The following is a 22598-nucleotide window of genomic DNA, read 5'->3' on the forward strand; positions in this document are numbered from 1 at the left end:
CATTTAAGCATCTGCTGAGAAGGTCTGGCGGCGCGGGGCGGAAACCTCCCGCCCCGTTCGGATGCTCGCCATGATGCCCCTGCCCTCCCCCCGTTCCGCTTTTCTCGCCCTCGCGATGGGCCTGCTGACCTGCGCGAGCCTGGCCACCGCGAGCCGCGCGGCCGACCTGCCGCCCGGCTTCCTCGGCAAGGCCGGCGATTTCACGCTGAACGCCCCCGAGGTGGAGGACGATGCCCCGTCCGGCTGGTATTTCCGCGCCGACACGGGCACGTCTTCCGCCTCCGCCGCCACCCGGGCCGGCGCCCTGGCGTTTCCGGTGAGCAGCGAGGGCGAGGCCTGGACCCTCGGCGGCGGCATCGGCTATCGCCTGCTGCCCTTCCTGCGCGCCGATTTCACCATGGATTACATGGCGCCGTTCAATGCCGCCGCGAGCGGAGGCGCGGTGCGCGTCGCCGCCACCACGGCGCTGGCCAGCGCCTATTGGGACATCGCCACCTGGAACGGCCTGACGCCTTATGTGGGCGGCGGCCTCGGCTTCGGCATCGTGTCGCTGGAGCGCGATCCGTTCCTGGCAGTGGGCGGAATCCATACACAGGACTGGCGGTTCACCTGGGAACTCGCCGCCGGCGTCAGCTGGGCCATCACGCCCGGCCTGAGCCTCGATTTCGGCTATCGCTATCTCGCCATCGACATGCCGGGCGTCGTCGCGCAGCCCAGCACGCCGGTGGTGCAGGAGATCGACGCCCACCAGTTCCGCATCGGCGTGCGATATGCACTGAAATGATCGTCGGCGCCCCGGCCGCGTCGCATGACGCGTCACGCGACGCGGGAGTCAGAAATCGCGGGAGTCAGAAATCGCGGGACTTAACGATTGCAGGGCTTAGCGATTGCGGGCGCGCGCCGCCATCAGCTGCTTGATGCGCTCGATCACCGACTGCGGCTCATAGGGGCGCGCCAGATGGGGGCCCTCGTCGCACAGTTCGGCGGCTTCGTTCGCGGCCTTGGCCGGCGTGCCGGCGAGGATGACCTCCACCGCCGGATGATGTTCCCGCACGAAGGCGGCCAGGGCGAAACCCGCAAGGCGGCCGGGCACGGCGAAATCCGCCAGCATCACGTCGAACGGCGGGCGCGCATCAGCGAGCAGGTCGAGCGCCTCATCCGCGCTCGCCGCCTCCGCGACCTGATAGCCGCAGGTGCGCAAATATTCGGCCAGCACGTGGCGCACCACGATATCGGCGTCCAGGACCAGGATACGCGGCCGCTCTTCCACCAAAGATCCCGCGTCGCTCATGCGCTCTCCTATTTGTCGGAATCCAGCATCGCCGAAATGCGCGCCACCGCGTCGCTAAGGGCATAGGGCTTGGAGATGAAGGCCGTCGTCTCCCCGCTCTCCAATCGATCGAGATGGCCGGAGGTGATCAGCACCGGCAGGGCCGGCCGCTCGCGCTTCAGGCGATTGGCGAAGGCCAGGCCGTCGAGCGCGCCGGGCATGCGGACGTCCGTGAACACCAGGTCCACCGCGAGGCCCGAGGCGAGCGCGAGGACCGCCTCTTCGGCGGAGGCCGCCTCCACCACGCGGAAGCGCTGATCGCGCAAGGCTTCCGCGATCACCAGCCGAACCAGGGGTTCGTCCTCGACGACAAGGATTGTGCGGGGCACGTCATCCAATTGCGGCAGGTGCTCCATCATGGCGCTCAATGGCCGGTACCCCCTGAGACCTGTGGGGAAAGAACGGGCGCCTCGCCAAATGGTTCCGTCTCAGGTGGAAAAATCCCGCGGCCGGTGGCGCGGGGCTAATTCGCCGCATCCGAGAAGGACGCGCCGCCCGCCTCGCGGAACTTTCGCACCGCCGCCGCGCGGCGCACCCGCTCCGCGAGATCCGCCAGGAAAGCGCGGGCGATGGCGGCGTCGAATCCCTCGATGAAGCTCATGGCCGAGACGTTTTCGAACGGCGGGGAAATCACCTCCGCCCGCTTGCCGTCCTCATCGAGGAAGGTGGCGCCGAACCATACGGTGGCCCCCTGCTCTTCCTCGTGCGCGCCGAACACGCGGAACTTGTCGGCGCCGAGCTCCTTCGCCGCGCGCTCCACCTGATCCCAGCTCATCACCCGATGCGCGGGCTCATCCTGGCTTTGGTCCATCCGGCGATCGCTCATCGCGCCCTCCACGGTGCCGAGGGTCGGCGGACGGGCACAAATGTCAAGGGGAGCCATCGCGCGGCATGACTGCGCGGCAAGGGAGGTATCGCGCGGAATGCCCGGGCCGTTCGGGAGCGAATCGCATTGCTGCTATGCAGCATTCGCGGGAGTGTGATTTTGCAGTGCGGGAGATGCCGTGCTATTTTCATCTGCCATTGGTCTGCCGCGAACCGTTTTCCTCTGCCATGAACCATCTTCAGCGCCTTCATAACGCCGTGCTGCTCGCGGCCACCCTCTGCTTCGTCATGGGCGTGGCGCAGACCCAGACGGCCCTGTCCGCGTCCCACTCGGCCCCTCAATTCGAGCAGGCCGTCGCGCGCGCGATCACGAATATGTCCTGGCACCTGGTGCAGGCCTCCCGCATGGAAAGCGCGGACCCGCTGGCCACCATGTTCGTCAACTGACTGCGTAAGCGGGCCAGTTAGTCCGGCAGCGTCGCGGCAAGCTGGGCGGCCGCGCGCATCAGCGGCGGCAGGAGCGCTTCAGCCTTTTCGAGGGAAAAGCGCGGCACCGGCCCGTGGCATGCCACCGCCCCCACGATCTCGCCGCGCGCATCCTTCACCGGCACCGCGATGGCGCACAGGCCCTCCAGGAATTCCTGGTCGTCGGTGCTGTAGCCGCGCTGGGCGATCCGCTCCAACTCCTCTTCCAGCGCCGCGACGCTGGTGAAGGTGTTGGGCGTGTGCGCCTTCAGGTGCAGGGTCTGCAAGATCCGCCGACGCTGGCTGGGCCGCATGGCCGAGAGGAACAGCTTGCCGCTGGCGGTGCAATGCATCGGCACGCGCGAACCCACCTCCAGATGCATGCGCAGCGGCCAACTGGCCTCCACGCGATCGAGATAGACCGCTTCATTGCCGACCCGCGTGACGAAATTGCAGGTCTCGCCCGCGACTTCCACCAATTGTTCGAGAATGCCGCGCCGCTCCGAGCTGACGGAATTGCGCAGCATGTCGAAGCCCATGCGCAGGAACCGCGGACCGGCCGCGAAGCGACGCCCGTCGGGGTCGCGCAGCAGATAGGATTCGGCTTCCAGCTTCTGGCACAGGCGGTGCACCGTGGGCTTGGGCAAGGCCAGGCGCACGCACAATTCCGGCACGCCGAGCGGCACCGGGGAGCGGGCGACCTCGCCCAGCAGATGGAGCGCCCTCAGCATCGCCGATGCCGCGTCGCGTTCGTCCGCCTTGTCCGGCTTGTCCGCCTCGTCCGCTTTTTTCGGCTTGCCCGACTTGCCGCTGACTTCCGCCATTCCGCTTGTCTCGTCCGCTGCGCTGCGCGCCACCCTTAAAGGCTTGCGCGGCCAAATCAAAGGGGCGCACGCGCGGGCGGTGCACCGGAAAATGCAGATGATCTTTCGCACCGCACAACAAAAATCTCATTAAATGAGACGTTTCGTTTCATTAATTGGATTGACTCCTCTCCGACCTTCGTCGCATCGTAGGTCCCGCAGAGAGGAAACTGCCAATGCAAGCCGAGGAATACTTCGACTTCGTCGTCGTCGGCGCGGGGTCGTCAGGATGTGTGCTGGCCAATCGCCTCAGCGAAGACGGCAAAAGCCGCGTGGCGCTGGTAGAGGCTGGCCCGAGGGACACGAACCCTTGGATTCATGTACCGATCGGCTATGGGAAGACCATGTGGAACGACCGCCTCAACTGGCGCTTCCACACGGAACCTGAGCCGAACATGGGCGGGCGCAGCATTTACTGGCCGCGTGGGCGCGTGCTCGGCGGGTGCTCGTCCATCAACGGGCTCGTGGTGGTTCGCGGGCAGCGCGAAGATTATGACGGCTGGGCCGCGCGCGGGGCGGAAGGCTGGAGCTGGCAGGATGTGCTGCCCTATTTCAAGAAGCTCGAGGACAACCAGCCGTTCGCCGCCGATCCGCTGCACGGCACGGGCGGTCCGGTCACCATCAGCTCCATTCCCCGCAAGCATGAATTGATCGAGGCGGTAAAGGCCGCCGGGCGTGCGCTCGGGGTGCCGGAAACCGACGATTTCAACGGCGCCAGCCAGGAGGGCGTCGGCTATTTCCAGCTCACCACCCGCAACGGCATGCGCGTGAGCGCGGCCAAGGCCTATCTCGCCCCGGCGCGGGCCCGCCCCAACCTCACCATCTTCACCGAGGCGCAGGCGCGCCGCGTGCTGTTCGAGGGCATGCGGGCAAGCGGCGTCGAGCTGAGCATCGGCGGCGGCATCAAGACGCTCAAGGCGCGGCGCGGGGTCATTCTCTCGGCGGGCGCGGTCCAGTCGCCGCAATTGCTGATGCTCTCCGGCATCGGCCCGGCGGCGCACCTCCAGGAGCACGGCATCGCGGTGAAGCTGGACAGCCCCGGCGTCGGTGGCAATTTGCAGGATCATCTGCAATTGCGCCTGCTCTATCGCTGCACCAAGCCCATCACCACCAATGATGCGCTGAACTCGCTCGCCGGGCGGCTGCGCATGGGGCTGGAATATCTGCTGTTCCGCGGCGGACCTTTGGCCATCGGCATCAACCAGGGCGGCTTGTTCACGCGCGTCCTGCCGGAATCCCAGACGCCCGACATCCAGTTCCACATCGGCACGCTCTCCGCCGACATGGCCGGCGGCAAGGTGCACGCGCATTCCGGCTTCACCCTCTCGGTGTGCCAGCTGCGGCCGGAGAGCACCGGCACCGTGCGCCTCGGCTCGGCCGATCCGCTCGCGCCGCCGAAGATCACCGCCAATTATCTCGCCACCGAAACCGACCGGCGCTGCGCCGTGGCGAGCCTGAAATTCGCCCGCGCGCTCGCCGCCACCGAACCGCTGCGCCGCTATGTGGCCGAGGAGAAGCTTCCCGGCCCCGGCGTCACCGACGATGAAGGCCTGCTCGCCTTCGCCCGGGAATATGGCGCCACTATCTTCCACCCTGCCGGCACCTGCCGCATGGGCGCCGACGACGACCGGGACGCGGTGCTCGATGCGCGCCTTAGGGTGCGCGGCGTCGAGGGCCTGTGGGTGGCGGACTGTTCCGTGATGCCGGCGGTCACCTCCGGCAACACCAATATTCCCGCGATCATGATCGGAGAAAAAGCCGCCGACATGATCCGCGAGGACACGCTGAACAACAGCACAGGGCGAGACAACGCCCCAAAACAAACCAAGGACGGGAGGAAAACACCATGGCAGGACACGCAGGAGCTTCAAGCCGCGAGTTAAGGCGGGTTGTCGGCGCCAGCCTTATCGGCGCAACCATCGAATGGTATGATTTCTTTCTCTACGGCATCGCCGCGGGCATCGTCTTCAACAAGCTGTTCTTTCCCGGCGACGATCCGGTGATCTCGATCCTGCTGGCCTATACCACGTTCGCCGTCGGCTTCGTGGCGCGGCCCATCGGTGGCCTGATCTTCGGCCATTTCGGCGACAAGCTCGGCCGCAAGACCATGCTCATCATGACCTTGATGATCATGGGCGTCGCCACGGTGGCGATCGGCCTTCTGCCCACCTATGCGCAGATCGGCGTCGCCGCGCCCATCCTGCTGCTGCTTCTGCGGGTCGCGCAGGGCATCGGCATCGGCGGCGAATGGGGCGGCGCGGTTTTGATGGCGTATGAATACGCGCCGGAGAACAAGCGCGGCCTCTATGCCTCGATCCCGCAGATCGGGCTTGCACTGGGCCTGTGCCTCGCCTCGGGCGTCACCGCGCTCATGTCCATGCTGCCGGACGAGCAATTCATGTCCTGGGGCTGGCGCATCGGCTTCGTCGGCTCCGTCGTGCTCATCGTGGTCGGCATGTATATCCGCCTCAAGGTGCACGAGACGCCCGAATTCGAACAGGTGAAGGCCAACAACCAGGAAGCCTCGATCCCGTTCTTCACCCTGCTGCGCGAGTATCCTCGCAATGTGCTCCTGGGCATGGGCGTGCGCTATATCGACGGCGTGTTCTTCAACGTCTTCGCGGTGTTCTCCATCGTCTATCTGGCGAACTATGTGAAGGTGCCGCGCACGTCGACCCTGTGGCTGGTCACGGTGGCCGCATTCGTCATGGTGTTCACCATTCCCATGTTCGGCAAGCTCTCCGACCGCTGGGGGCGCCCGCGCACCTATGCCATCGGCTCGCTGCTGCTGGCGCTCTCGGTCTATCCCGCCTTCTGGCTGATGTCCTCGGGCTCCATGCCGCTGATCGCGCTCGGCATCATCTTCCCGTTCGGGGTGCTCTACGCCATGTGCTACGGGCCGGAAGCCGCCTTGTTCTCGGACCTGTTCGACGCCCGGGTGCGCTATACTGGCATCTCGTTCGTCTACCAATTCTCCGGAATCGTCGCGAGCGGCATCACCCCGATCATTGCCACTTACTTGCTCGCCCAGGGCAACGGCCTGCCGTGGCACGTGTGCGCCTATGTGGTGTTCGCCGCCATCGTCAGCATGGTCTCCGCCATGGCGATCCGCGTGCCGGTGCCCGGCGCGCAATCATCCGCCCTCGCGCAACGCTCGCCCCAAGGTGCGCGCTGACGGGCGCGCGCTGAAGGGCGCGTGCTGAACGACCGGACCCGAAGGCGGCGCGGCCGCCGCCTTCCTTCCCTTTCCATCAGAGGATTGATCTTCCCATGAAGATGACCACCGAAGAGGCGTTCATCAAGGTCGTGCAGGCGCACGGAATCGACGAAGCCTTCGGCATCATCGGCTCGGCCATGATGCCGGTGTCCGACCTGTTCCCCACGGCGGGCATCCGCTTCTGGGACTGCGCCCACGAGACCAATGCCGGCCTGATCTGCGACGGCTACACCCGCGCCACCGGCCGCATGGCCATGGCGATCGCCCAGAACGGGCCGGGCGTCACCGGCTTCGTCACCGCCATGAAGACCGCCTATTGGAACCACACCCCCATGCTGCTGGTGACGCCGCAGGCGGCCAACCGCACCATCGGCCAGGGCGGGTTCCAGGAAGTCTCGCAGATGGCCATGTTCTCCGACATGGTCTGCTACCAGGAAGAGGTGCGCGACCCGGTGCGCGTCGCCGAGGTGCTGAACCGCGTGATCGAAAAGGCCTGGCGCGCCTCCGCCCCGGCGCAGATCAACATTCCGCGCGATTTCTGGACCCAGGTGGTCGACATCGAGCTGCCGCAGATCGTGCGCCTGGAACGCCCGACCGGCGGCAAGAATGCCATCGCCGAGGCCGCCAAGCTGCTGTCGGAAGCCAAATTCCCGGTGGTGCTCAACGGCGCCGGCGTGGTCATCGGCAATGCCATTCCCGAGGCCATGGCGCTGGCCGAAAAACTCGGCGCGCCGGTGTGCGCCGGCTACCAGCACAATGACGCCGCCCCCGGCAGCCACGCCCTCACCGTCGGCCCGCTCGGCTACAATGGCTCGAAGGCGGCCATGGAACTGATCGCGCAGGCCGACGTGGTGCTGGCGCTCGGCACACGGCTCAATCCCTTCTCCACCTTGCCCGGCTACGGCATGGATTATTGGCCGCGCGAGGCCAAGATCATCCAGGTGGACATCAATGCGGACCGCATCGGCCTCACCAAGAAGATCACGGTCGGCATCTGCGGCGATGCGCGGGAAGTGGCGAGCCAATTGCTCGCCCAGCTCTCCCCCGGCGCCGGCGATGCCGGGCGCGAGGAGCGCGCCGCGCTGATCCACCAGACCCGTTCGCGCTGGCTCCAGCAGCTCGCCTCCATGGACCATGAGGACGACGATCCCGGCACCTCCTGGAACGAGGACGCGCGCACCCGCGATGCGGACCGCATGTCGCCCCGCCAGGCGTGGCGCGCCATCCAGGCCGCCTTGCCGAAGGAGGTGATCGTCTCCACCGACATCGGCAATAATTGCGCCATCGGCAATGCCTATCCCACCTTCGAGATGGGCCGCAAATATCTCGCGCCCGGCATGTTCGGACCCTGCGGCTATGCCTTCCCCGCCATCATCGGCGCGAAGATCGGCTGCCCCGAGGTGCCGGTGTTCGGCTTTGCCGGCGATGGCGCATTCGGCATCTCGATCAATGAGATGACCTCCATCGGCCGCGAGGAATGGCCGGCGGTGACCATGGTGGTGTTCCGCAATTTCCAGTGGGGCGCTGAAAAGCGCAACACAACGCTCTGGTACGACAATAATTTCGTCGGCACCGAGCTGGATCCCAAGCTCTCCTACGCCAAGATCGCGGAGGGCTGCGGCTTCAAGGGCGTGCGCGTGGACAATCCGGCCGCGCTCACCGAGGCCATCGCCACCGCGGCCGCCGAGCAGAAGGCCGGCATCACCACCTTCATCGAAGTGGTGCTGAACCAGGAACTCGGCGAACCCTTCCGCCGCGACGCCATGAAGAAGCCCGTCCAGGTGGCCGGCATCGCGCGGGCCGACATGCGCGCGCAGATGGCCCGCTGACGAGAGGGCGATGAATCGCCCTCTAACTTATTGAATAGAGGCGGATTCACCAGATCCGGCTCGAAGGCCGATCGCCATTCATGGCTTGACGCCGTTCAGGAGAGAAACGTCATGCACGGGCTTGTCCCGTGCATCCACGCGGCACCGCTGGCGCTGGCTTTCCAAGGCCGGTCCGGTCGGCGCCGCGTGGATGGCCGGGACAGGCCCGGCCATGACGACCGGTGAAAGAAAAGACAATCGCACGCACCCGGCGTCAGGCGCATCGTCGATGCGCCACGCCGCTGAATGTCGATCGCCCTCTAACTTATTGAATAGAGACGGATTCACCAAATCCGGCTCTAGCGGTGGGAGGCGTTCCCTGACCCGCCTCCCGCCGCCCTTCCCTCGCCGTGCCATTCGCCCCCGCCATGAGGCCCGACATGCTCGCCCTCGACCGGATCATCGACGCCGCGCGCGCCGCGCCCCGCCGCATCGTGCTGCCGGAGGGCGAAGACCCACGCATCGCCAGCGCCGCCCGCCGGGCGGTGCGCGAAGGCATTGCCCGTCCGATCCTCCTCGGTTCGCCGCCGCAGGTTCTGGCCGCCCTCGATGGGGATGCGCGGGGCATCCTGATCGAGGATCCGGCCGCCTCCGCGCATCGCGCGGCCTATGCGGGGGACTTGCATGCGCTGCGCCGGGCCAAGGGCATGGACCTTGCCGCCGCCCAGCGCCGCATGCTGGAGCCGCTCGCATTCGCCGCCATGATGGTGCGGATGGGGGATGCCGACGGCACGGTGGGCGGGGCGGTCGCCACCACCGCCGAGACCGTGCGCGCCGCGCTCCAGATCATCGGCCTCGCGCCGGGCGCCAAGCTGGTGTCGAGCTTCTTCCTGATGATCCTGTGCGAGGATTACCACGCCCAGAAAGGCGCCTATGTGTTCGCCGATTGCGGGCTGGTGATCGATCCCGACGCGGCGGAGCTCGCCGACATCGCCATCGCCTCCGCGCGCTCCTACACCGCCATGACCGGGGAACCGGCGAAGGTGGCGATGCTCTCCTTCTCCACCGCCGGCAGCGCACGGCATGAACGGGTGGACAAGGTGGTGGAGGCGGTGCGCATCGCCCGCGCCCTGGAGCCCGGCCTGATCATCGCCGGCGAATTGCAGTTCGACGCGGCGTTCGTCGCCGCCGTGGGGGCCACCAAGGCGCCCGGCTCGGCCATCCGCGGCGATGCCAATGTGTTCGTCTTCCCCAATCTCGACGCCGCCAACATCGGCTACAAGATCGCCCAGCGCATCGGCGGGGCAAAGGCCATCGGCCCGGTCCTGCAAGGACTGGCCCGGCCGGCCAATGATCTGTCGCGCGGCTGCTCGGAAGACGACGTGTTCCACATGATCGCCCTCACCTGCGCCCAGGCGGGCCCGGACCCGGAGCGCCCGCGCCCGCCCGCCCTCGCACCGGCCTGGCAAGGTGCCAGCCCGCAGGGCCTCGGCGTTTCCCAGGCCCGATAGCCGAAGGCGCGATCGAGCAAGCCGGGAGGTCCAGGGGCGAGAGGGTTTGCGCCGGCCGGCGGCTGGCCGAGCGTCCTCACGCGCCGATGTGTGTGCTGAAGACGGTGTTCCGGCCATCGCGCGCAAGCTCAACGCAGCAACGATCCGATAAAACGAGGTCGAACTGCGCCCGTCGTGGCGTCGCGTTCACATATCACTATCGAGCATTTGAAATTTGGCTGGGGGACTAGGATTCGAACCTAGATTGACGGAGTCAGAGTCCGCAGTTCTACCGTTGAACTATCCCCCAATCGCCGCGCCGGTGACAGGGTCGACCAGCGGAGATTGACGCCGCCGAACATCGGCGTTCGAGCGAGCGGTGAGCCCGTCGGGCGAGGGCGCTCTATACGCAATTCGCCGCCCGGGGTCCAGAGGCTTGCCGGCGAAAATAACTTCTCCACAGGCTGGTATACATAATGCGCAATGGTGCCATGCACAAAGCCCTATGTTGCAATGCGGGATATTCCCTTATGTAAGGGGTCATTGATGGAGAACGATCATGACCACGATCACTGCCCACCCGTTTCGCGAGACCACCCTGTTCGGCCGTTTCACCGCCCAGGTGTCCGAATTCTTCGCGGCCGTGCGTGAGGCCCGCGTGATGGCGGATCGCTACGAGCGCCTGCGCCGCATGTCCGACAGCGAACTCGCCCAGCAGGGCCTGACCCGCGAAACCATTCCCCAGGCGGTCGCCAACGGCTTCTGAACCGCACCCTGCGGTTCTGAGCGAGGCACGTCCGGCCGCACGTCGCGGCCGGCGGGAATAAGTTAGTCCAAGACGCCGCCCTGCGCCTTCTCCGGCAGCAGGACATGGGCGCGCAGCACATGGATGCGGCGCCGCCCGATGCGGGAGAACAGGCGTTTCTGCGGCGCCACGCCCGACGGGTGCCCGCCGAGCCGTTCATAATGCCTGCGCGAGATCAGCAGCCCCTGCCCGGCCTGAGGAAGGCCGAGCAGCGCCAGCCGCGCCGCCGCCACCGCCTCGCCGAAACGCGGCTTGAAGCCGTAGCCATCCACCGACAGGCGGAAGGTCGCCACAGTGCGGTCGCCGAGCCCGCGCCGCTCGACCGTCTCCAGGAAGGTCGCGATCTCGCGCGGCCAGCCCTCCTCCAAAATCGAATTGGGCTGCAGGAACAGCAGCCAGCGTCCGCGCGCCATCGCCGCGCCCTGCCGCAGCCGCATGCCCATGTCGTGCATGGAGGAAAACAACGTGCATCCGGCGGCATCCGCGATGGCTGCCGTATCGTCCGTTGAATCGGCGTCCGCGAGGATCACATCGCGCAGGACACCGGCCGTCACGCCCTGAACCAGCGCCGCGAGCACAAGCACAAGCTGGCGTTCGGAATTCTTGGTGGGAATGATAACGGAAATCAATCTGGCGCGGCTCCCGTTCCCTCAGCACAGCTATACCTTCGCCATTCAATCCAGTCGATGGCGGATCTTGCTTAAACTAAGTGCAGCACACCTTGAAGGCGGGCCTCGCCGGCCCTCTCGCCCACCGAGGCCGGGAGTTCACCTCGCGCGCCCCATGCTCTAGAACGGCGCAGGTCCATCGCTTCAGGCGGTGCGCGTGCAACCCGCCGGATCGCCTCGCGACCGGCCCGCAAGAGCGAAAAGCGCCATGAATTCCGTCATGACATTCGAAGACTGGGACAAGGACGCCGCCGGACGGCTGAAGGTGTGGCCGCTGCAGGCCTTCACCACGGCGATCTTCGACGGGCGCGCCGGCGGCCTGCGGCTGGAAGTGGGCGTGCCCCGCGCGCCGGACCAGCCTTTGCCCGCGGTCCAGATCTCGCTCGATGCGGCCCAGCTGCGCGCGCTCGCCGATGCCTTGCTCGAGGTCGCCAACCATATCGAGAACAAGACCCGGCCCGACTGAGCTTCCCCATCCCATCCCAGGCAAGGCATCGGCCATGGATACCATCCGCCGTGAACACGCCGCCGCTTCACGCCCCATCCGCCAGCCGGCCGCGTCGACGCGCAGCGTCGCGCGACTGGTCGCGTGCGTATTCGCCGTGCTTGCCTTGGCGGCTGGCGACGGCCGCGCCGAAGACGTGGAGCGGCAGCCGGTGAATGCGGTGCCGGTGGAAACCATGGCGGAGCTGTCCCAGGTTCTTTATGCCTGCTGGGCGCCGCCGCCGGGCACCGCCGGATCGGAGATCACCTTGCGCTTCGGCCTCACCGCCAAGGGGGAAGTGCGCGGCAAGCCGCTCGCCACCTATTCCGTGCTCACCGGCGACGCGGAAACCCAGCGCGCCTTCGTCGCCGCCGCGATCCTGGCGCTCAGCCGGTGCACGCCGGTCCGCATGAGCGAGCAATTGGGCCGGGTGGTCGCATCGCGCGTCCTCACCTTGCGGTTCGCCTCCGGGGAGGCGCGCACCTGACGGCGCTCACTCCTCGCTCGTCCCGTCCTTTTCGCCCGGTTCCACCGGAACCCGGATCGGCGCGCCCTTCTGCTGCGGGCCGGCTTTCTGCACCCGCTGCAAATTCGCCATCCGGATCAAGGCAAGCTCGGTGCGGATGATCGACGTCTCGTCGGCGAGAACCTCGAGGGCGGTGGCGATCCGCTCGACGGGATTTTGATCCTGCCGCGTGGCCTTGCGCTTTTCCAGCACCTCGCGGATGCCTTCAAATACGTCCTTTACTCCAGTGGCCATGGCTGGTGCCTCCTCATTCGATGCGCGGCGCCCGATACCACCGCCGCGCTGCCGGCTGCGGCGGCGGCCTCCATAATAGGGGCCCGCGTGCAACGCACAACGCGTCATTGCCCCTTCAGCCCCAAGGTCTGGAGGCTCCCGCACGAGGCGTGTGCGATCCGCGCCCTTTTGGCGTCTCCGCGCTTTCCGCACAAGACCTTGCCCCGGTTCTCCCGTATGGAGGGGCGGCATCAATACGGGGAAGACTGAATGGGCCGGGTGCTATTTGCTTGGGAGCTCGGGGAAGGCCTCGGCCACGTCTCGCGCCTGCTGCCGGTCGCCCAGGACCTCACGACGCGCGGGCATGAGTGCATCTTCGCGGTGCGCGACCTCGGACTTGCGGCCATGCGCCTTGTCGATCATGGCTTCCCGCTGATCCAGGCGCCCTATGCCATGCTGCCGCAGGGGCGGCTGCCGTTCAGCGTCGGTGCCTATGGCGACATTCTCGGCTTGGTGGGGTTCAACGAGCCGACGCGCCTGGAAGCGCTATTGCGCGGCTGGGACCAGGTGCTGGACACGATTCACCCCGATCTGGTGATCGGCGATTATTGCCCGCTGCTGTGCCTTGCGGTCTCCGGCGCGATCCCGGTGATCGTCCTCGGCGACGGCTTCACCTTGCCGCCGGCGGACCGGCCCACATTCGACCCGCTCGCCAATCGCCAGCCCAGCCTGGACGAAGAGGAGCTTCTTTCCCATGTGCGCAGCGTGCAACTGCGGCGCGGACGTCCCGCGCCGGAGACGCTGCCCGGCATTCTGCGCCACGCCCAGCCCTTCATCATCACCCTGCCGGAACTGGACAGCTATGCCGGGCGCCGGGCGCCGGGTGTCGGCATCGGCCCGCTTGCGCCCCTGCCCGCCCCGGCCGAGGCACCCCCGACCTGCGGCTGGTTCGCCTATCTGAGCCTCTCCCACCCGAGCACGCCGGCCCTGCTCGCCACCCTTACCAAGCTGGACCCGACCGGCAGCGCCTATTTGCGCGACGCCTCGTCCCAGGAGCGCGCGGCCCTCGCGCGCCAGAACATCCGCATTCACGACACCCCGCAGGACCTGCCCACCGCGATCGGCGCGGCGGGGGTGCTGGTGCATCACGGCGGGCTCGGCACGCTCGAGGTCGGCCTCGCGGTGGGACGCCCGCAATTGATCGTGCCGCGCCAGCTGGAACAGCGGATCAATTGCGGCCTGATCGGCGGCTGGGGCGGCGCGGTCTCCATGGCGGTCAATTTCACCGCCAAGAATGTGCAGGATGCCTTCCTGCGCCTGAAGGAGCCCTCGTTTCCGCAGGCGGCGCACGAAAAGGCCGCCGAACTCCAGCGGCGCGGCCCGTTCGGAAGCCTTCCGGAGATCGTCCGGGCGAGCGAGATTCACCTGTGATGCGGGCGCGCTTGCGTTTGCCCGCCCGGCCCGATACGCGGACAAGGAACGGTCGAGATCCGCGGCCGGGCGGATGCGGCAGCGCGGGATATTCGGGCTCAAGATGCAGATAATTTCGGTCGTCCAGCGCAAGGGCGGCGTCGGCAAGACCACAACGGCGATCAACCTCGCGGGGGAATTCGTGCGTTTGGGCCGCGCCGTGACGCTCATCGATGCCGATCCGCAGGGGTCCGCCTATGCCTGGGCGCTGCCGCGGCGGCTGCGCTTCACCGTGCGCAACGATGTGCTGACCCGGGCCAACATGGTGTCCTGGATCAAGGGCGTGTTTCGCAGCGGCGGTGAATTCGCCATCATCGACTGTCCCGGCGAGCTCGGCCTCACCTTCGAGGCGTGCGTAGAATTGTCGGACCTGCTGGTCCTGCCGTGCGGCCCCTCGAGCCTGGACATCAGCTCGCTGAAGCAGACCCTGGGCCGCCTCGGCGAGGTGCGGGCGGCCATCCGCGGACCCGGCCCCAAGGCGGTGGTGGTGCCCACCAAGGTCGATCCCGGCACCCTGGAAGGCCAGCAGATCGGCCCTGAACTGGCCGGGTTCGGCCTGCCGGTCAGTTCTCCGCTGTCCTATGACGTGAATTTCGTGCGCTCCTTCACCGCCGGCGAGGCGGTCTCCACCTATGCGCCGGGCTCGGTGGCGGACCGCGACATGCGTGTGCTGGCGGATCAGATTCTGCGGGTGCTCGGCCCGATTCGCATGGCGCGCGGCCCCGAGCGCCCCCGTTCCGGGCCCGGCGGACGCTGACACACAGGCCTTCGACCGTCCGATCCACCGTTCGCCATCAAGCGAACCGGCGCGTTGCGCGGCCCTTGACGTTTTCCCCGTTGGATTGCCGGGCAACCTGCTTGACAGGCCATGCCCCCCGACTCTAAATGGCGCCTCCCAACGACCGGGGCCGTAGCTCAGATGGGAGAGCGCTGCAATCGCACTGCAGAGGTCAGGGGTTCGATTCCCCTCGGCTCCACCACTTCGATCCATGTCGCGGATTTTTCTTAAAAATCATTAGCTTATCGCCCTGCGATTTGCAGGTGCGTACCCGGTTTCGTACCAGAGGCGCGCGGCCTTTGGCAGCCCTGCGCCTTCTTGCATCGGGATCGTGAAGCCGGGACGCGGGGCATCCCTTTTAGCCTTCGGGAAAACGCGATCAAAGGACGGGCTGCGCGCCGCTCACGGGAGGAGATGGCGCGCGGAGAGGTTTTGCATCAGCTTGCGGGTTCCGAAGTCCCAGGGCGGACACGCATCCGCGGGGCGAACCGTATTTCTGAGCTCACCCAGCAGCGGATCGGAGATGATGACCACGTCACCCCAATGGTGCGTGAAGCCCTGCCCGGCCTCGCCCCTGTCCTGGACCGGCGTGAAGAGGGTGCCGAGGAACAGGATGAAGCCATCCGGATACTGATGATTGGGTCCGATGGCCTGAGCCACCAGATCGACGGGGTCGCGACTGATCTCCGACATGGAGCTGCCGTCTTCGAGGACAAAGCCGTCCTCGCCTTCCACCCGCAGCTTCACGTGGGACCGGCGGATATGGTCGAGCCCGTACCCGTCGTCGAGGAGGCGGACGAAGGGGCCCACCGCGCATGAGGCGTTGTTGTCCTTGGCCTTGCCGAGCAGCAGCGCCGAGCGTCCCTCCACATCCCTGAGATTGACGTCGTTTCCGAGGCTCACGCCCTTGATCTCGCCGCGGCTGTTGACGAACAGCACGATCTCCGGCTCGGGATTGTTCCAGTGCGACATGGCGTGAACGCCGACCGCTGCGCCCCAGCCGACGCAGGACATGGGCTGGGCCTTGGTGAAGATTTCCGCGTCCGGCCCGATCCCCACTTCAAGATACTGGGACCACAGCCCCTCTTCGATCAGCGTGCGCTTCAACGCGTCCGCCTCGGGCGAGCCGGGGACGAGCTTCTTCAGGCTGCCGCCGATGCTCGCCTCGATCTTCTGGCGGAACACCAAAGCGCGCGATGGGTCGCCCGCCACCTTCTCCTCGATCACCCGTTCCAGAATGGACTGGGCGAAGGTCACGCCGCTCGCCTTCACCGCTTGGAGATCACACGGGGCGAGCAGATGGATCTGCGTCGGGTCGGCGGCCTGGGAGGAGGCCGCGATCGCCGCGAGCGACCCGATGTGGCGCTTGTCCACCGCCCGAAGGAACCCGACGCAATCCTCCAGTTCGAGGAGGTCCGTCATGGTGGGGGCGGCGGGGGAGGTTATGTCGTAGACTTCTCCATCGCGCACGAGGACCACGGCGGGCCCGGCGACGTCCGGAAGCCAGACGCGACCAAGGAAGGTTCCTTCGGGCGGAAGAGACGGGGTAAAGCTCAAGGCATGCCTCCTGTGCCACCGGCAATGTCCGGTCGGCGCTCGCATTCGGGCGCGTGGACTCATTGGGTCCGGCTGACGAAAAGCCGATTTTGTTGGACATCAATGCCGGTCTAGGGGTTAAGGGTATTTAGGGCGGTGTCAATCTGAAATGTTGGACAAATGGATCAAGCTGGAGCGAAGGCCGTGAGCGGCGCAAACAAGGGAAAGCTGGCAGGCCAAGCCGAGAGCGAGGTGGCGTCCGGCTCTGCCGTAGACCAGATCATCGACGCGATCCAGCGGCTCATCGATGAGCGGGGCCTGACGGTGGGAGACGCGCTGCCCGGCGAGATCGAACTCGCGAAGCTGTTCGGCTCCAGCCGCAACACGGTCCGCGAGGCGATGCGGACCTTGCGCGCCTATGGCATTGTTGAAGCCCGTCAAAAGAGCGGCGCGATCTTGATCGACGACCGGCATGCGGCGGCCATGCGGCTGTTCTCCTTCGGCTTCCGCCTGTCCGCCGACATCTTCACCGACATCCAGGAGTTTCGGCGGCTGGTGGAGGAAGGGATTCGCGAGCGCGTCTTCTCAAATGTGACGCCGCAGGATCTCGAAACCCTGGAGGCCCTCACCTGGAAGATGGAAGAGGCCACTTCCGTCGCGGACGCTGCGAAATTCGACTATGCTTTTCACAGTCATATTGTGAGAATGTCCAACAATAAAACGACCGAAGATGTCTATCTGATCATGCGCCCCGTCATCGAGAAACTCATGGAGAACGGCAAGAGAGAGCGCACGCAGCGACGGGACATCGCCGCCGAGCACCGGGCCATCATCGATGCCATCCGGCAGAAGGACGGCGCGGCCTATACCTATTGGCTGGGCCTCCATCTGAAGTCCGGCCTGAAGTTCATCCCCGAGGCCGGCACCAAGGCGAAGGAGTCGCTGCCCGAAAGGTGAGGAGGGCATTCCGCCGCCTTAGAGCACGCGCCGATCAGCGCGCACCGCAAGCTGATCGGACAACGCGTTCTCTTTCATCGATTTACAGGGCGATTCACCGATCAAATTGATTCAATTTGATCGGATCGCGCTCTAAGGCATGAACTGCCCGCCATTCACATCGATGATCTGGCCGGTGATGTAACCCGACATTTCCTGCGAGGCGAGGAAGGCGAAGATCCAGGCGCAATCCTCCGCGGTGCCGAGGCGACCCAGGGGGATGGTCTTGCGCACCGCCTCCTGCGTGTCGAGGGGGGTCGTCGCGTGAAAGGGCGTTGTGATGAAGCCGGGCGCCACGGCGTTCACGCGGATTCCGTCCTTGGCGAATTCCTTGGCCATGGAGCGCGTCAGGCTGTGGACCGCAGCCTTCGCGGCGGCATAGAGGCCAGAGCCGGGAGCGCCGCCGTTGCGGCCCGCGATGGAGCCCACATTGATGATCACCCCATGCGCGCTGCGGCTGAGCGTGGGATGGGCCGCCCGGGCCGTCCCCAGCACCGCGCGCACGTTGAGCCGCGTTACCCTGTCCCAGATGTCGTCGTCGAAGGCTTCCAGCGGCGTGCGTCCCACCAGGGAGCCGGCGTTGTTCACGAGCACGTCGAGGCCGCCCAGCTTTTCCACCGCGCTGGAGACGATGCCGGGAATTGCGCCCGGCACCAGGAGGTCTCCGCCCACGATTTCGGCCGCGCCGCCCGCGCGGGCGATCTCCTCGGCGAGCGTCTCCGCGCCCTGCCGGTTGGCGTTGTAGTGCAGGCAGACGCGGGCGCCACAGGCGGTGAGGACGCGGGCAGCCGCCGCGCCAATGCCGGAGCTCGAGCCGAGCAGCAGGACGCGGTGGTCGGTCAAATCGATATGCGAGGTCAAGGCGGATCTCCTCTTCCGGCCGGCGGCGCAAGCTGGCCCGCGCCGCCGGCCTCAGACGGGCCTCAGATGGGGGGAAGGGCAGGATCTTGATGGGCGAGGGCGACCATGACGCCGCGCAATTCGGCGAGGCCCTTCAGGCGGCCGATGCAGCTGTAGCCGGGGTTCACTTTCTTCCCGATCTCATCCACCAGCACATGGCCGTGGTCGGGACGCATGGCGATCTGCCAGTCCGCCCGCCCCGCCGCTTTGCGCTTCGCTTCCTCTTCCAGAAGGGCGCGGATGACGGCCACCATATCCACGCTGCCGTCGAGATGGTCGGCTTCGTGGAATGATCCGTGCTCCTCGCGGCGGACATTGCGCAGATGGACGAAATTGATGCGCGGCCCGAACTCGCGGATCATGGAGACGATGTCGTTGTCGGCCCGCACGCCATAGGAGCCGGTGCAGATGACGATACCGTTCGCGGGACTGTCGACCGCGCTCAGGATGTGCCGCAGATCCTCTGCCGTCGAGACCACGCGGGGCAGGCCGAACAGGGAGAAGGGCGGGTCGTCCGGGTGGATGACCAGCTTGACGCCGACCTCCTCGGCCACCGGAACCACTTCCTTGAGGAAGTGTACGAGGTTCGCTCGCAGCTTGTCCGGCGTCACGTCGCGGTTGAGGTCGAGCTCGCGCAGGATGCCCGCGCGGTCGTATCGCCCTTCCCCACCGGGCAGTCCGCAGATGATGTTGTCTTCCACCTGGCGGATGTCATCCGGCGTCCAGGCGGCATGGCGCTGCCGGGCCTCCGCGACGACGGCGGGATCGTAGAAGCCGGCGGCGCCGTCGCCACGAAGCACACACACGTCGTAGGCGACGAAGTCGATCATGTCGAAGCGGAGCGCGAGGCCCGTGCTCGGCATCTCATATTCGAGGTCGGTGCGGGTCCAATCCACCACCGGCATGAAGTTGAAGCAGACCACCGGGATGCCCGCCCCGGCGAGGCTGCGCAGGCTGGTTTTCCAGTTCTCGATGGCGCGCTGGGCGCCCGGCGCGCCGATCTTCACATCGGTCAGCACCGGAATGCTCTCGCAGACCGACCAGACCAGTCCTTCCTTCTCGATGAGCGCCTTGTGCGCGCGCACATCGTCCAGGGACCAGGGCTCGCCATTGTACTTGTGGTGCAGGGCCGTCACGACGCCCCTGGCGCCCGCCTGGCGGATATGTCGGAGCGTGACCGGATCATTCGGGCCGTACCAGCGCCAAGCCTGCTGCATAGCCATCGCCTCATTGTTGGACATTTCAATCTCTTTTCAGGGTAATTACGGAGATAAGCCCTAGCCGTCAATTAAAATGTTGGACAAATGAAGTGCCGTCGGATTAATTGAGATCGGCCGACAACGAGACGGCTATAAATTATCGATTTTCGATTTTTTGACTGGCGATTGAGCCGCCGAACTTTAGGATCGAGAAAAAAGAGAGGAAACGCCGATGAGCACGCCGCGGACGGACATTGGTTTGCGTTTTCCCTCACGGGAGCAGATGGCGCGCGGCCTCCATGCGGGTGATGTGCGAGACCTCATGGTCGGCGGCATCGATGTGCACATTCACACCAATCCGCACGTCTTCCCGCTGAGCCATTCCCAGGACGTCATTGCTTTGGCGCAGGATGCCCATGCTGCGGGCATGCGCGCGCTGGTCATCAAGGACATCGGGCCTTCGACCACCGGAACCGCCTATGTGGCGAGCCGCCTCGGGCCGGGCATCCCGATCTACGGGGCGCATGTGATGAATCTCGCCAGCGGCGGCGTGAACCCGCGCGCCGTCTGGGTGGCGCTAACCCATGGCGACGGCGCACGGGTCGTGCATTTCCCCACCGGAGACAGCCTCAATCATTACGAATACCGCAAGCGTTACTATGCGGGCGTGAACCTGCCCCTCGGCGAAGAGGAGGCGATCACCGTGCTTCGCGACGGGAAGCTCATTCCCGAAGTTCGCGAAGTCATCAGTCTCGTCAAGGAATACGATGCCTGTCTCGCCACCTGCCACCTCTCGGCGGAGGAGAGCCACCACGTGGTGCGCGAGGCCAAGGACCAGGGCCTGAAGCGGATCATCGTCAGCCATTCCCAGTGGGCCATGACGCGCCTGACGCACGCCGACCTGAAGGAATTCGCGGCACTGGGTTGCCTGATCGAGTTTGATTTCGGCCTGATGATGCCGTTCATGCACTTTGTCCACGGCGAGCCCACCAAGAATCCGCAGGATGTTGCCGCTGCCATGAAGGACATCGGCATCGAGCATTGCTTCATGAGCTCCGATCTGGGCCAGCTCTATTCGCCCGTCCCGGTGGAAGGCATGCGCACCTACATCGCCATCCTTCTGAAAGTCGGGATTTCGCCGGAGGAGATCCGCACGATGTTCCACCGCAACCCCGCCCGCATCATCGGGCTGGAAGCGTGGTGACTGCGCCGCGGCCGATTGAATTTCACTGGCAGAGGACTTCCGGGACGCCATGAAACCTTCGACATCGCCCCTGGGCCAGCAAATGATCCTTCAAAGCCACACGCCCAGGGGGCGCAGGCGCATATTTCGCAATGAGAATTACAAGGGTTATCTGTTCGTCGCCCCGGCGGTGCTTCTGCTCCTCCTCTTTGCGGCCTATCCGCTGGTCTCTTCCTTGTGGTTGAGCCTGAACAGCGTCGAGGTCCTCAGCACCGAGCGCGCGTTCGTCGGGCTGGAGAATTACCGCGAGTTATTCTCAACCGCGGATTTCTGGGATGGGCTCTGGAACGGCCTCGTCTTCAGTTTTTTCACCGTCGTGCTACAGCTTCTGGCCGGCATCGCCACGGCGCTGCTGCTCAACAACGCCTTTCGTGGCCGGGCGCTGGTGCGCGGCCTCATCCTGTTTCCCTTCGTTGCGCCGACCATCGTGGCCGTGCTCGTGTGGAAATGGATCCTCAATGACCTCTACGGCGTCGCCAATCTGGCGCTGATGGATCTCGGCATCATCAGCGAAGGCATCGCCTGGCTCGGCTCTCCCGAATTCGCCATGCCGAGCGTTATCCTCATCAATGTCTGGATGTTCTTCCCCTTCATCACCATCCAGGTCCTGGCGCGCCTGCAGGTCATTCCGAGCGAGCTCTATGAGGCCGCGCGGGTGGATGGCGCAGGGGCGTTCCAGCGCTTCTGGTACGTCACGCTGCCCGAGCTGCGCTCGACCATCCTGCTGGTGGTGTTCATCCGCGGCCTCTGGATGTTCAACAAGTTCGACACGGTGTGGCTGCTGACCCAGGGCGGCCCCGTGGGCAAGACCAAAACCCTGCCGATCCTGGCCTATATACAGGCCTTCCAGGAATACCAGCTCGGCGCCGGGGCCACGACCTCGGCTTGCATCTTCATGCTGCTGGCGTTGTTCGGCTTCTGGTACGCGCGCAAGCTCAAAACGGAGAACGGCCGATGATCACGGCATCGCGCATCCTGCTCTGGGCGTTCATCATTCTCACCGTCTGCATCGTGGGCTTCCCGCTCTATTGGATGCTGATCTCCTCGGTGAAGCCGTTCTCGGATCTCTTCAGCCGCACCCTGTCGCTGCTGCCCAGCGAGCACTTCACGCTGGCGAACTACGGCCGGCTGCTGCGCGAGACCATGTTCCCGCAGTATTTCCTCAACAGCCTGATCGTCTCGACGCTGGCCACCGGGGGCTGCATGGTGGTGGCGGTGTTCGCGGCCTATGGCATCACGCGCTTCAAGTTCTTCGGCCGCGACTTCATCGCCAGCAGCGTCCTGTTCACCTACATGTTCCCGCCGATCCTGCTGTCGATCCCGCTGTTCGTCATGCTGAAGAATATCGGGCTCATCAACAGCCTCATCGGCCTCTCCCTGGCGCACGTCGCCTTCACGCTGCCGCTCGTGATGTGGCTAGCCATCATCTTCTTCGAGGCCATCCCGCTGGACCTGGACGAGGCCGCCATGATCGACGGCGCCAGCCGCCTGAATACCCTCTGGCTGGTGGTGCTGCCGGTCGCCCTTCCGGGCCTGGTCGCCATGGGCGTGTTCGCCTTCATCATCTCCTGGAACGACTACCTCTTCGCCCTGGTGCTCATCGTCGACGAGAGCAAGAAGACCTTGCCGGTTGGGGTCGCGGGCTTCGTTGAGGCGACCAGCGTCGAATGGGGGCTGCTGATGGCGGGCGGGGTGCTCATCACCCTGCCCGTGCTGGTCGGATTCGCCTTCGTTCAGAAATGGCTCATCCAAGGCCTCGCGGCCGGCGCCGTGAAGGGATGA

General features: G+C 65.9%; 24 protein-coding genes and 2 tRNA genes. 16 read left to right on the top strand and 10 right to left on the bottom strand.

The window, feature by feature from the left end:
• The first annotated feature begins 70 nt into the window (after positions 1-70).
• Positions 71-784, top strand: a complete 714-nt coding sequence (locus V5G24_RS16915) for an outer membrane protein (protein ID WP_394080888.1) — start codon at positions 71-73, stop codon at positions 782-784.
• A gap of 96 nt (positions 785-880) precedes the next feature.
• Here V5G24_RS16915 and V5G24_RS16920 read toward each other — a convergent pair whose 3' ends face one another.
• The 3 genes from V5G24_RS16920 to V5G24_RS16930 all read right to left on the bottom strand — a co-directional run bounded on the left by V5G24_RS16920 (position 881) and on the right by V5G24_RS16930 (position 2156).
• Positions 881-1291, bottom strand: a complete 411-nt coding sequence (locus tag V5G24_RS16920) for a response regulator (RefSeq protein WP_394080886.1) — start codon at positions 1289-1291, stop codon at positions 881-883.
• 8 nt (positions 1292-1299) lie between these two features.
• Positions 1300-1689 carry a response regulator gene (locus tag V5G24_RS16925; protein ID WP_394082069.1) on the bottom strand — a complete coding sequence of 130 codons (390 nt, stop codon included), beginning with the start codon at positions 1687-1689 and terminating at the stop codon, positions 1300-1302.
• A gap of 104 nt (positions 1690-1793) precedes the next feature.
• Entirely contained in the window at positions 1794-2156 is a 363-nt protein-coding gene (locus V5G24_RS16930; protein WP_394080884.1) for a hypothetical protein, read from the bottom strand.
• Between the two features lie 227 nt (positions 2157-2383).
• Between V5G24_RS16930 and V5G24_RS16935 the strand changes: the two genes are divergently transcribed.
• The gene (locus V5G24_RS16935; RefSeq protein WP_394080883.1) at positions 2384-2602 is read left to right on the top strand and encodes a hypothetical protein; all 219 of its coding nucleotides are present in this window, start codon (positions 2384-2386) and stop codon (positions 2600-2602) included.
• A gap of 17 nt (positions 2603-2619) precedes the next feature.
• On the opposite strand, the gene V5G24_RS16940 is transcribed toward V5G24_RS16935, so the two are convergent.
• A complete protein-coding gene (locus tag V5G24_RS16940) occupies positions 2620-3444 on the bottom strand; it encodes an IclR family transcriptional regulator (protein ID WP_394080881.1) in 825 nt (274 codons plus the stop codon).
• Between the two features lie 215 nt (positions 3445-3659).
• On the opposite strand from V5G24_RS16940, the gene V5G24_RS16945 reads away from it, so the two are divergent.
• The 4 genes from V5G24_RS16945 (at position 3660) to pta (ending at position 10019) form a co-directional block, all read left to right on the top strand.
• A complete protein-coding gene (locus tag V5G24_RS16945; RefSeq protein WP_394080880.1) occupies positions 3660-5366 on the top strand; it encodes a GMC family oxidoreductase in 1707 nt (568 codons plus the stop codon).
• Complete coding sequence (locus V5G24_RS16950; RefSeq protein ID WP_394080879.1) at positions 5330-6658, top strand: MFS transporter; 1329 nt, start codon at positions 5330-5332, stop codon at positions 6656-6658. The genes V5G24_RS16945 and V5G24_RS16950 overlap by 37 nt, the downstream gene beginning before the upstream one ends.
• A 95-nt stretch (positions 6659-6753) precedes the next feature.
• A complete protein-coding gene (gene xsc / locus V5G24_RS16955; RefSeq protein ID WP_394080877.1) occupies positions 6754-8529 on the top strand; it encodes a sulfoacetaldehyde acetyltransferase in 1776 nt (591 codons plus the stop codon).
• A gap of 419 nt (positions 8530-8948) precedes the next feature.
• On the top strand, positions 8949-10019 hold the full coding sequence (gene pta, locus V5G24_RS16960; RefSeq protein WP_394080875.1) for a phosphate acetyltransferase: 1071 nt from the start codon (positions 8949-8951) through the stop codon (positions 10017-10019).
• A 215-nt stretch (positions 10020-10234) separates the two neighbouring features.
• On the opposite strand, the gene V5G24_RS16965 is transcribed toward pta, so the two are convergent.
• Positions 10235-10308 (bottom strand) — tRNA-Gln (locus V5G24_RS16965).
• Positions 10309-10557: 249 nt separating this feature from the next.
• Here V5G24_RS16965 and V5G24_RS16970 point away from each other — a divergent pair.
• The gene (locus tag V5G24_RS16970; RefSeq protein ID WP_394080873.1) at positions 10558-10764 is read left to right on the top strand and encodes a DUF1127 domain-containing protein; all 207 of its coding nucleotides are present in this window, start codon (positions 10558-10560) and stop codon (positions 10762-10764) included.
• A gap of 62 nt (positions 10765-10826) precedes the next feature.
• Here the strand turns inward: V5G24_RS16970 and V5G24_RS16975 are convergent, their stop codons facing one another.
• The gene (locus V5G24_RS16975; RefSeq protein ID WP_394080871.1) at positions 10827-11432 is read right to left on the bottom strand and encodes a glycosyltransferase; all 606 of its coding nucleotides are present in this window, start codon (positions 11430-11432) and stop codon (positions 10827-10829) included.
• A gap of 259 nt (positions 11433-11691) precedes the next feature.
• On the opposite strand from V5G24_RS16975, the gene V5G24_RS16980 reads away from it, so the two are divergent.
• Both V5G24_RS16980 and V5G24_RS16985 read left to right on the top strand, forming a co-directional pair.
• A complete protein-coding gene (locus V5G24_RS16980) occupies positions 11692-11937 on the top strand; it encodes a hypothetical protein (protein WP_394080869.1) in 246 nt (81 codons plus the stop codon).
• 34 nt (positions 11938-11971) lie between these two features.
• Positions 11972-12442: a UCP034077 family protein gene (locus V5G24_RS16985; RefSeq protein WP_394080867.1), complete on the top strand. Its 471-nt coding sequence runs from the start codon at positions 11972-11974 to the stop codon at positions 12440-12442.
• 6 nt (positions 12443-12448) lie between these two features.
• On the opposite strand, the gene V5G24_RS16990 is transcribed toward V5G24_RS16985, so the two are convergent.
• Complete coding sequence (locus tag V5G24_RS16990; protein WP_394080865.1) at positions 12449-12715, bottom strand: hypothetical protein; 267 nt, start codon at positions 12713-12715, stop codon at positions 12449-12451.
• Positions 12716-12964: 249 nt separating this feature from the next.
• On the opposite strand from V5G24_RS16990, the gene V5G24_RS16995 reads away from it, so the two are divergent.
• The 3 genes from V5G24_RS16995 (at position 12965) to V5G24_RS17005 (ending at position 15144) form a co-directional block, all read left to right on the top strand.
• Positions 12965-14125 carry a glycosyltransferase family protein gene (locus tag V5G24_RS16995; protein WP_394080863.1) on the top strand — a complete coding sequence of 387 codons (1161 nt, stop codon included), beginning with the start codon at positions 12965-12967 and terminating at the stop codon, positions 14123-14125.
• 103 nt (positions 14126-14228) lie between these two features.
• Positions 14229-14921 carry an AAA family ATPase gene (locus V5G24_RS17000; RefSeq protein ID WP_394080861.1) on the top strand — a complete coding sequence of 231 codons (693 nt, stop codon included), beginning with the start codon at positions 14229-14231 and terminating at the stop codon, positions 14919-14921.
• A 147-nt stretch (positions 14922-15068) separates the two neighbouring features.
• A tRNA-Ala gene (locus V5G24_RS17005) sits at positions 15069-15144 on the top strand.
• A gap of 200 nt (positions 15145-15344) precedes the next feature.
• Here the strand turns inward: V5G24_RS17005 and V5G24_RS17010 are convergent.
• Positions 15345-16499 (bottom strand): fumarylacetoacetate hydrolase family protein, encoded by a 1155-nt coding sequence (locus V5G24_RS17010; protein WP_394080859.1) that lies wholly within the window; start codon positions 16497-16499, stop codon positions 15345-15347.
• Positions 16500-16658: 159 nt separating this feature from the next.
• Between V5G24_RS17010 and V5G24_RS17015 the strand changes: the two genes are divergently transcribed.
• Positions 16659-17435: a FadR/GntR family transcriptional regulator gene (locus tag V5G24_RS17015; RefSeq protein WP_394080857.1), complete on the top strand. Its 777-nt coding sequence runs from the start codon at positions 16659-16661 to the stop codon at positions 17433-17435.
• A 132-nt stretch (positions 17436-17567) separates the two neighbouring features.
• Here the strand turns inward: V5G24_RS17015 and V5G24_RS17020 are convergent, their stop codons facing one another.
• Positions 17568-18335 (bottom strand): SDR family NAD(P)-dependent oxidoreductase, encoded by a 768-nt coding sequence (locus V5G24_RS17020; RefSeq protein WP_394080855.1) that lies wholly within the window; start codon positions 18333-18335, stop codon positions 17568-17570.
• A gap of 62 nt (positions 18336-18397) precedes the next feature.
• A complete protein-coding gene (uxuA, locus tag V5G24_RS17025; RefSeq protein ID WP_394082067.1) occupies positions 18398-19591 on the bottom strand; it encodes a mannonate dehydratase in 1194 nt (397 codons plus the stop codon).
• Positions 19592-19805: 214 nt separating this feature from the next.
• Here uxuA and V5G24_RS17030 point away from each other — a divergent pair, with 214 nt between their 5' ends.
• The 3 genes from V5G24_RS17030 (at position 19806) to V5G24_RS17040 (ending at position 22598) form a co-directional block, all read left to right on the top strand.
• Complete coding sequence (locus V5G24_RS17030) at positions 19806-20777, top strand: DUF6282 family protein (RefSeq protein WP_509292251.1); 972 nt, start codon at positions 19806-19808, stop codon at positions 20775-20777.
• Positions 20778-20859: 82 nt separating this feature from the next.
• Positions 20860-21774, top strand: coding sequence for an ABC transporter permease subunit (locus tag V5G24_RS17035; protein ID WP_509292252.1), 915 nt, complete (start codon positions 20860-20862; stop codon positions 21772-21774).
• Positions 21771-22598 (top strand): carbohydrate ABC transporter permease, encoded by an 828-nt coding sequence (locus V5G24_RS17040; RefSeq protein ID WP_394080849.1) that lies wholly within the window; start codon positions 21771-21773, stop codon positions 22596-22598. Before V5G24_RS17035 ends, V5G24_RS17040 begins: the two co-directional genes overlap by 4 nt.

Source organism: Roseixanthobacter finlandensis (assembly GCF_043195105.2).
Taxonomy (GTDB): domain Bacteria; phylum Pseudomonadota; class Alphaproteobacteria; order Rhizobiales; family Xanthobacteraceae; genus NCEH01.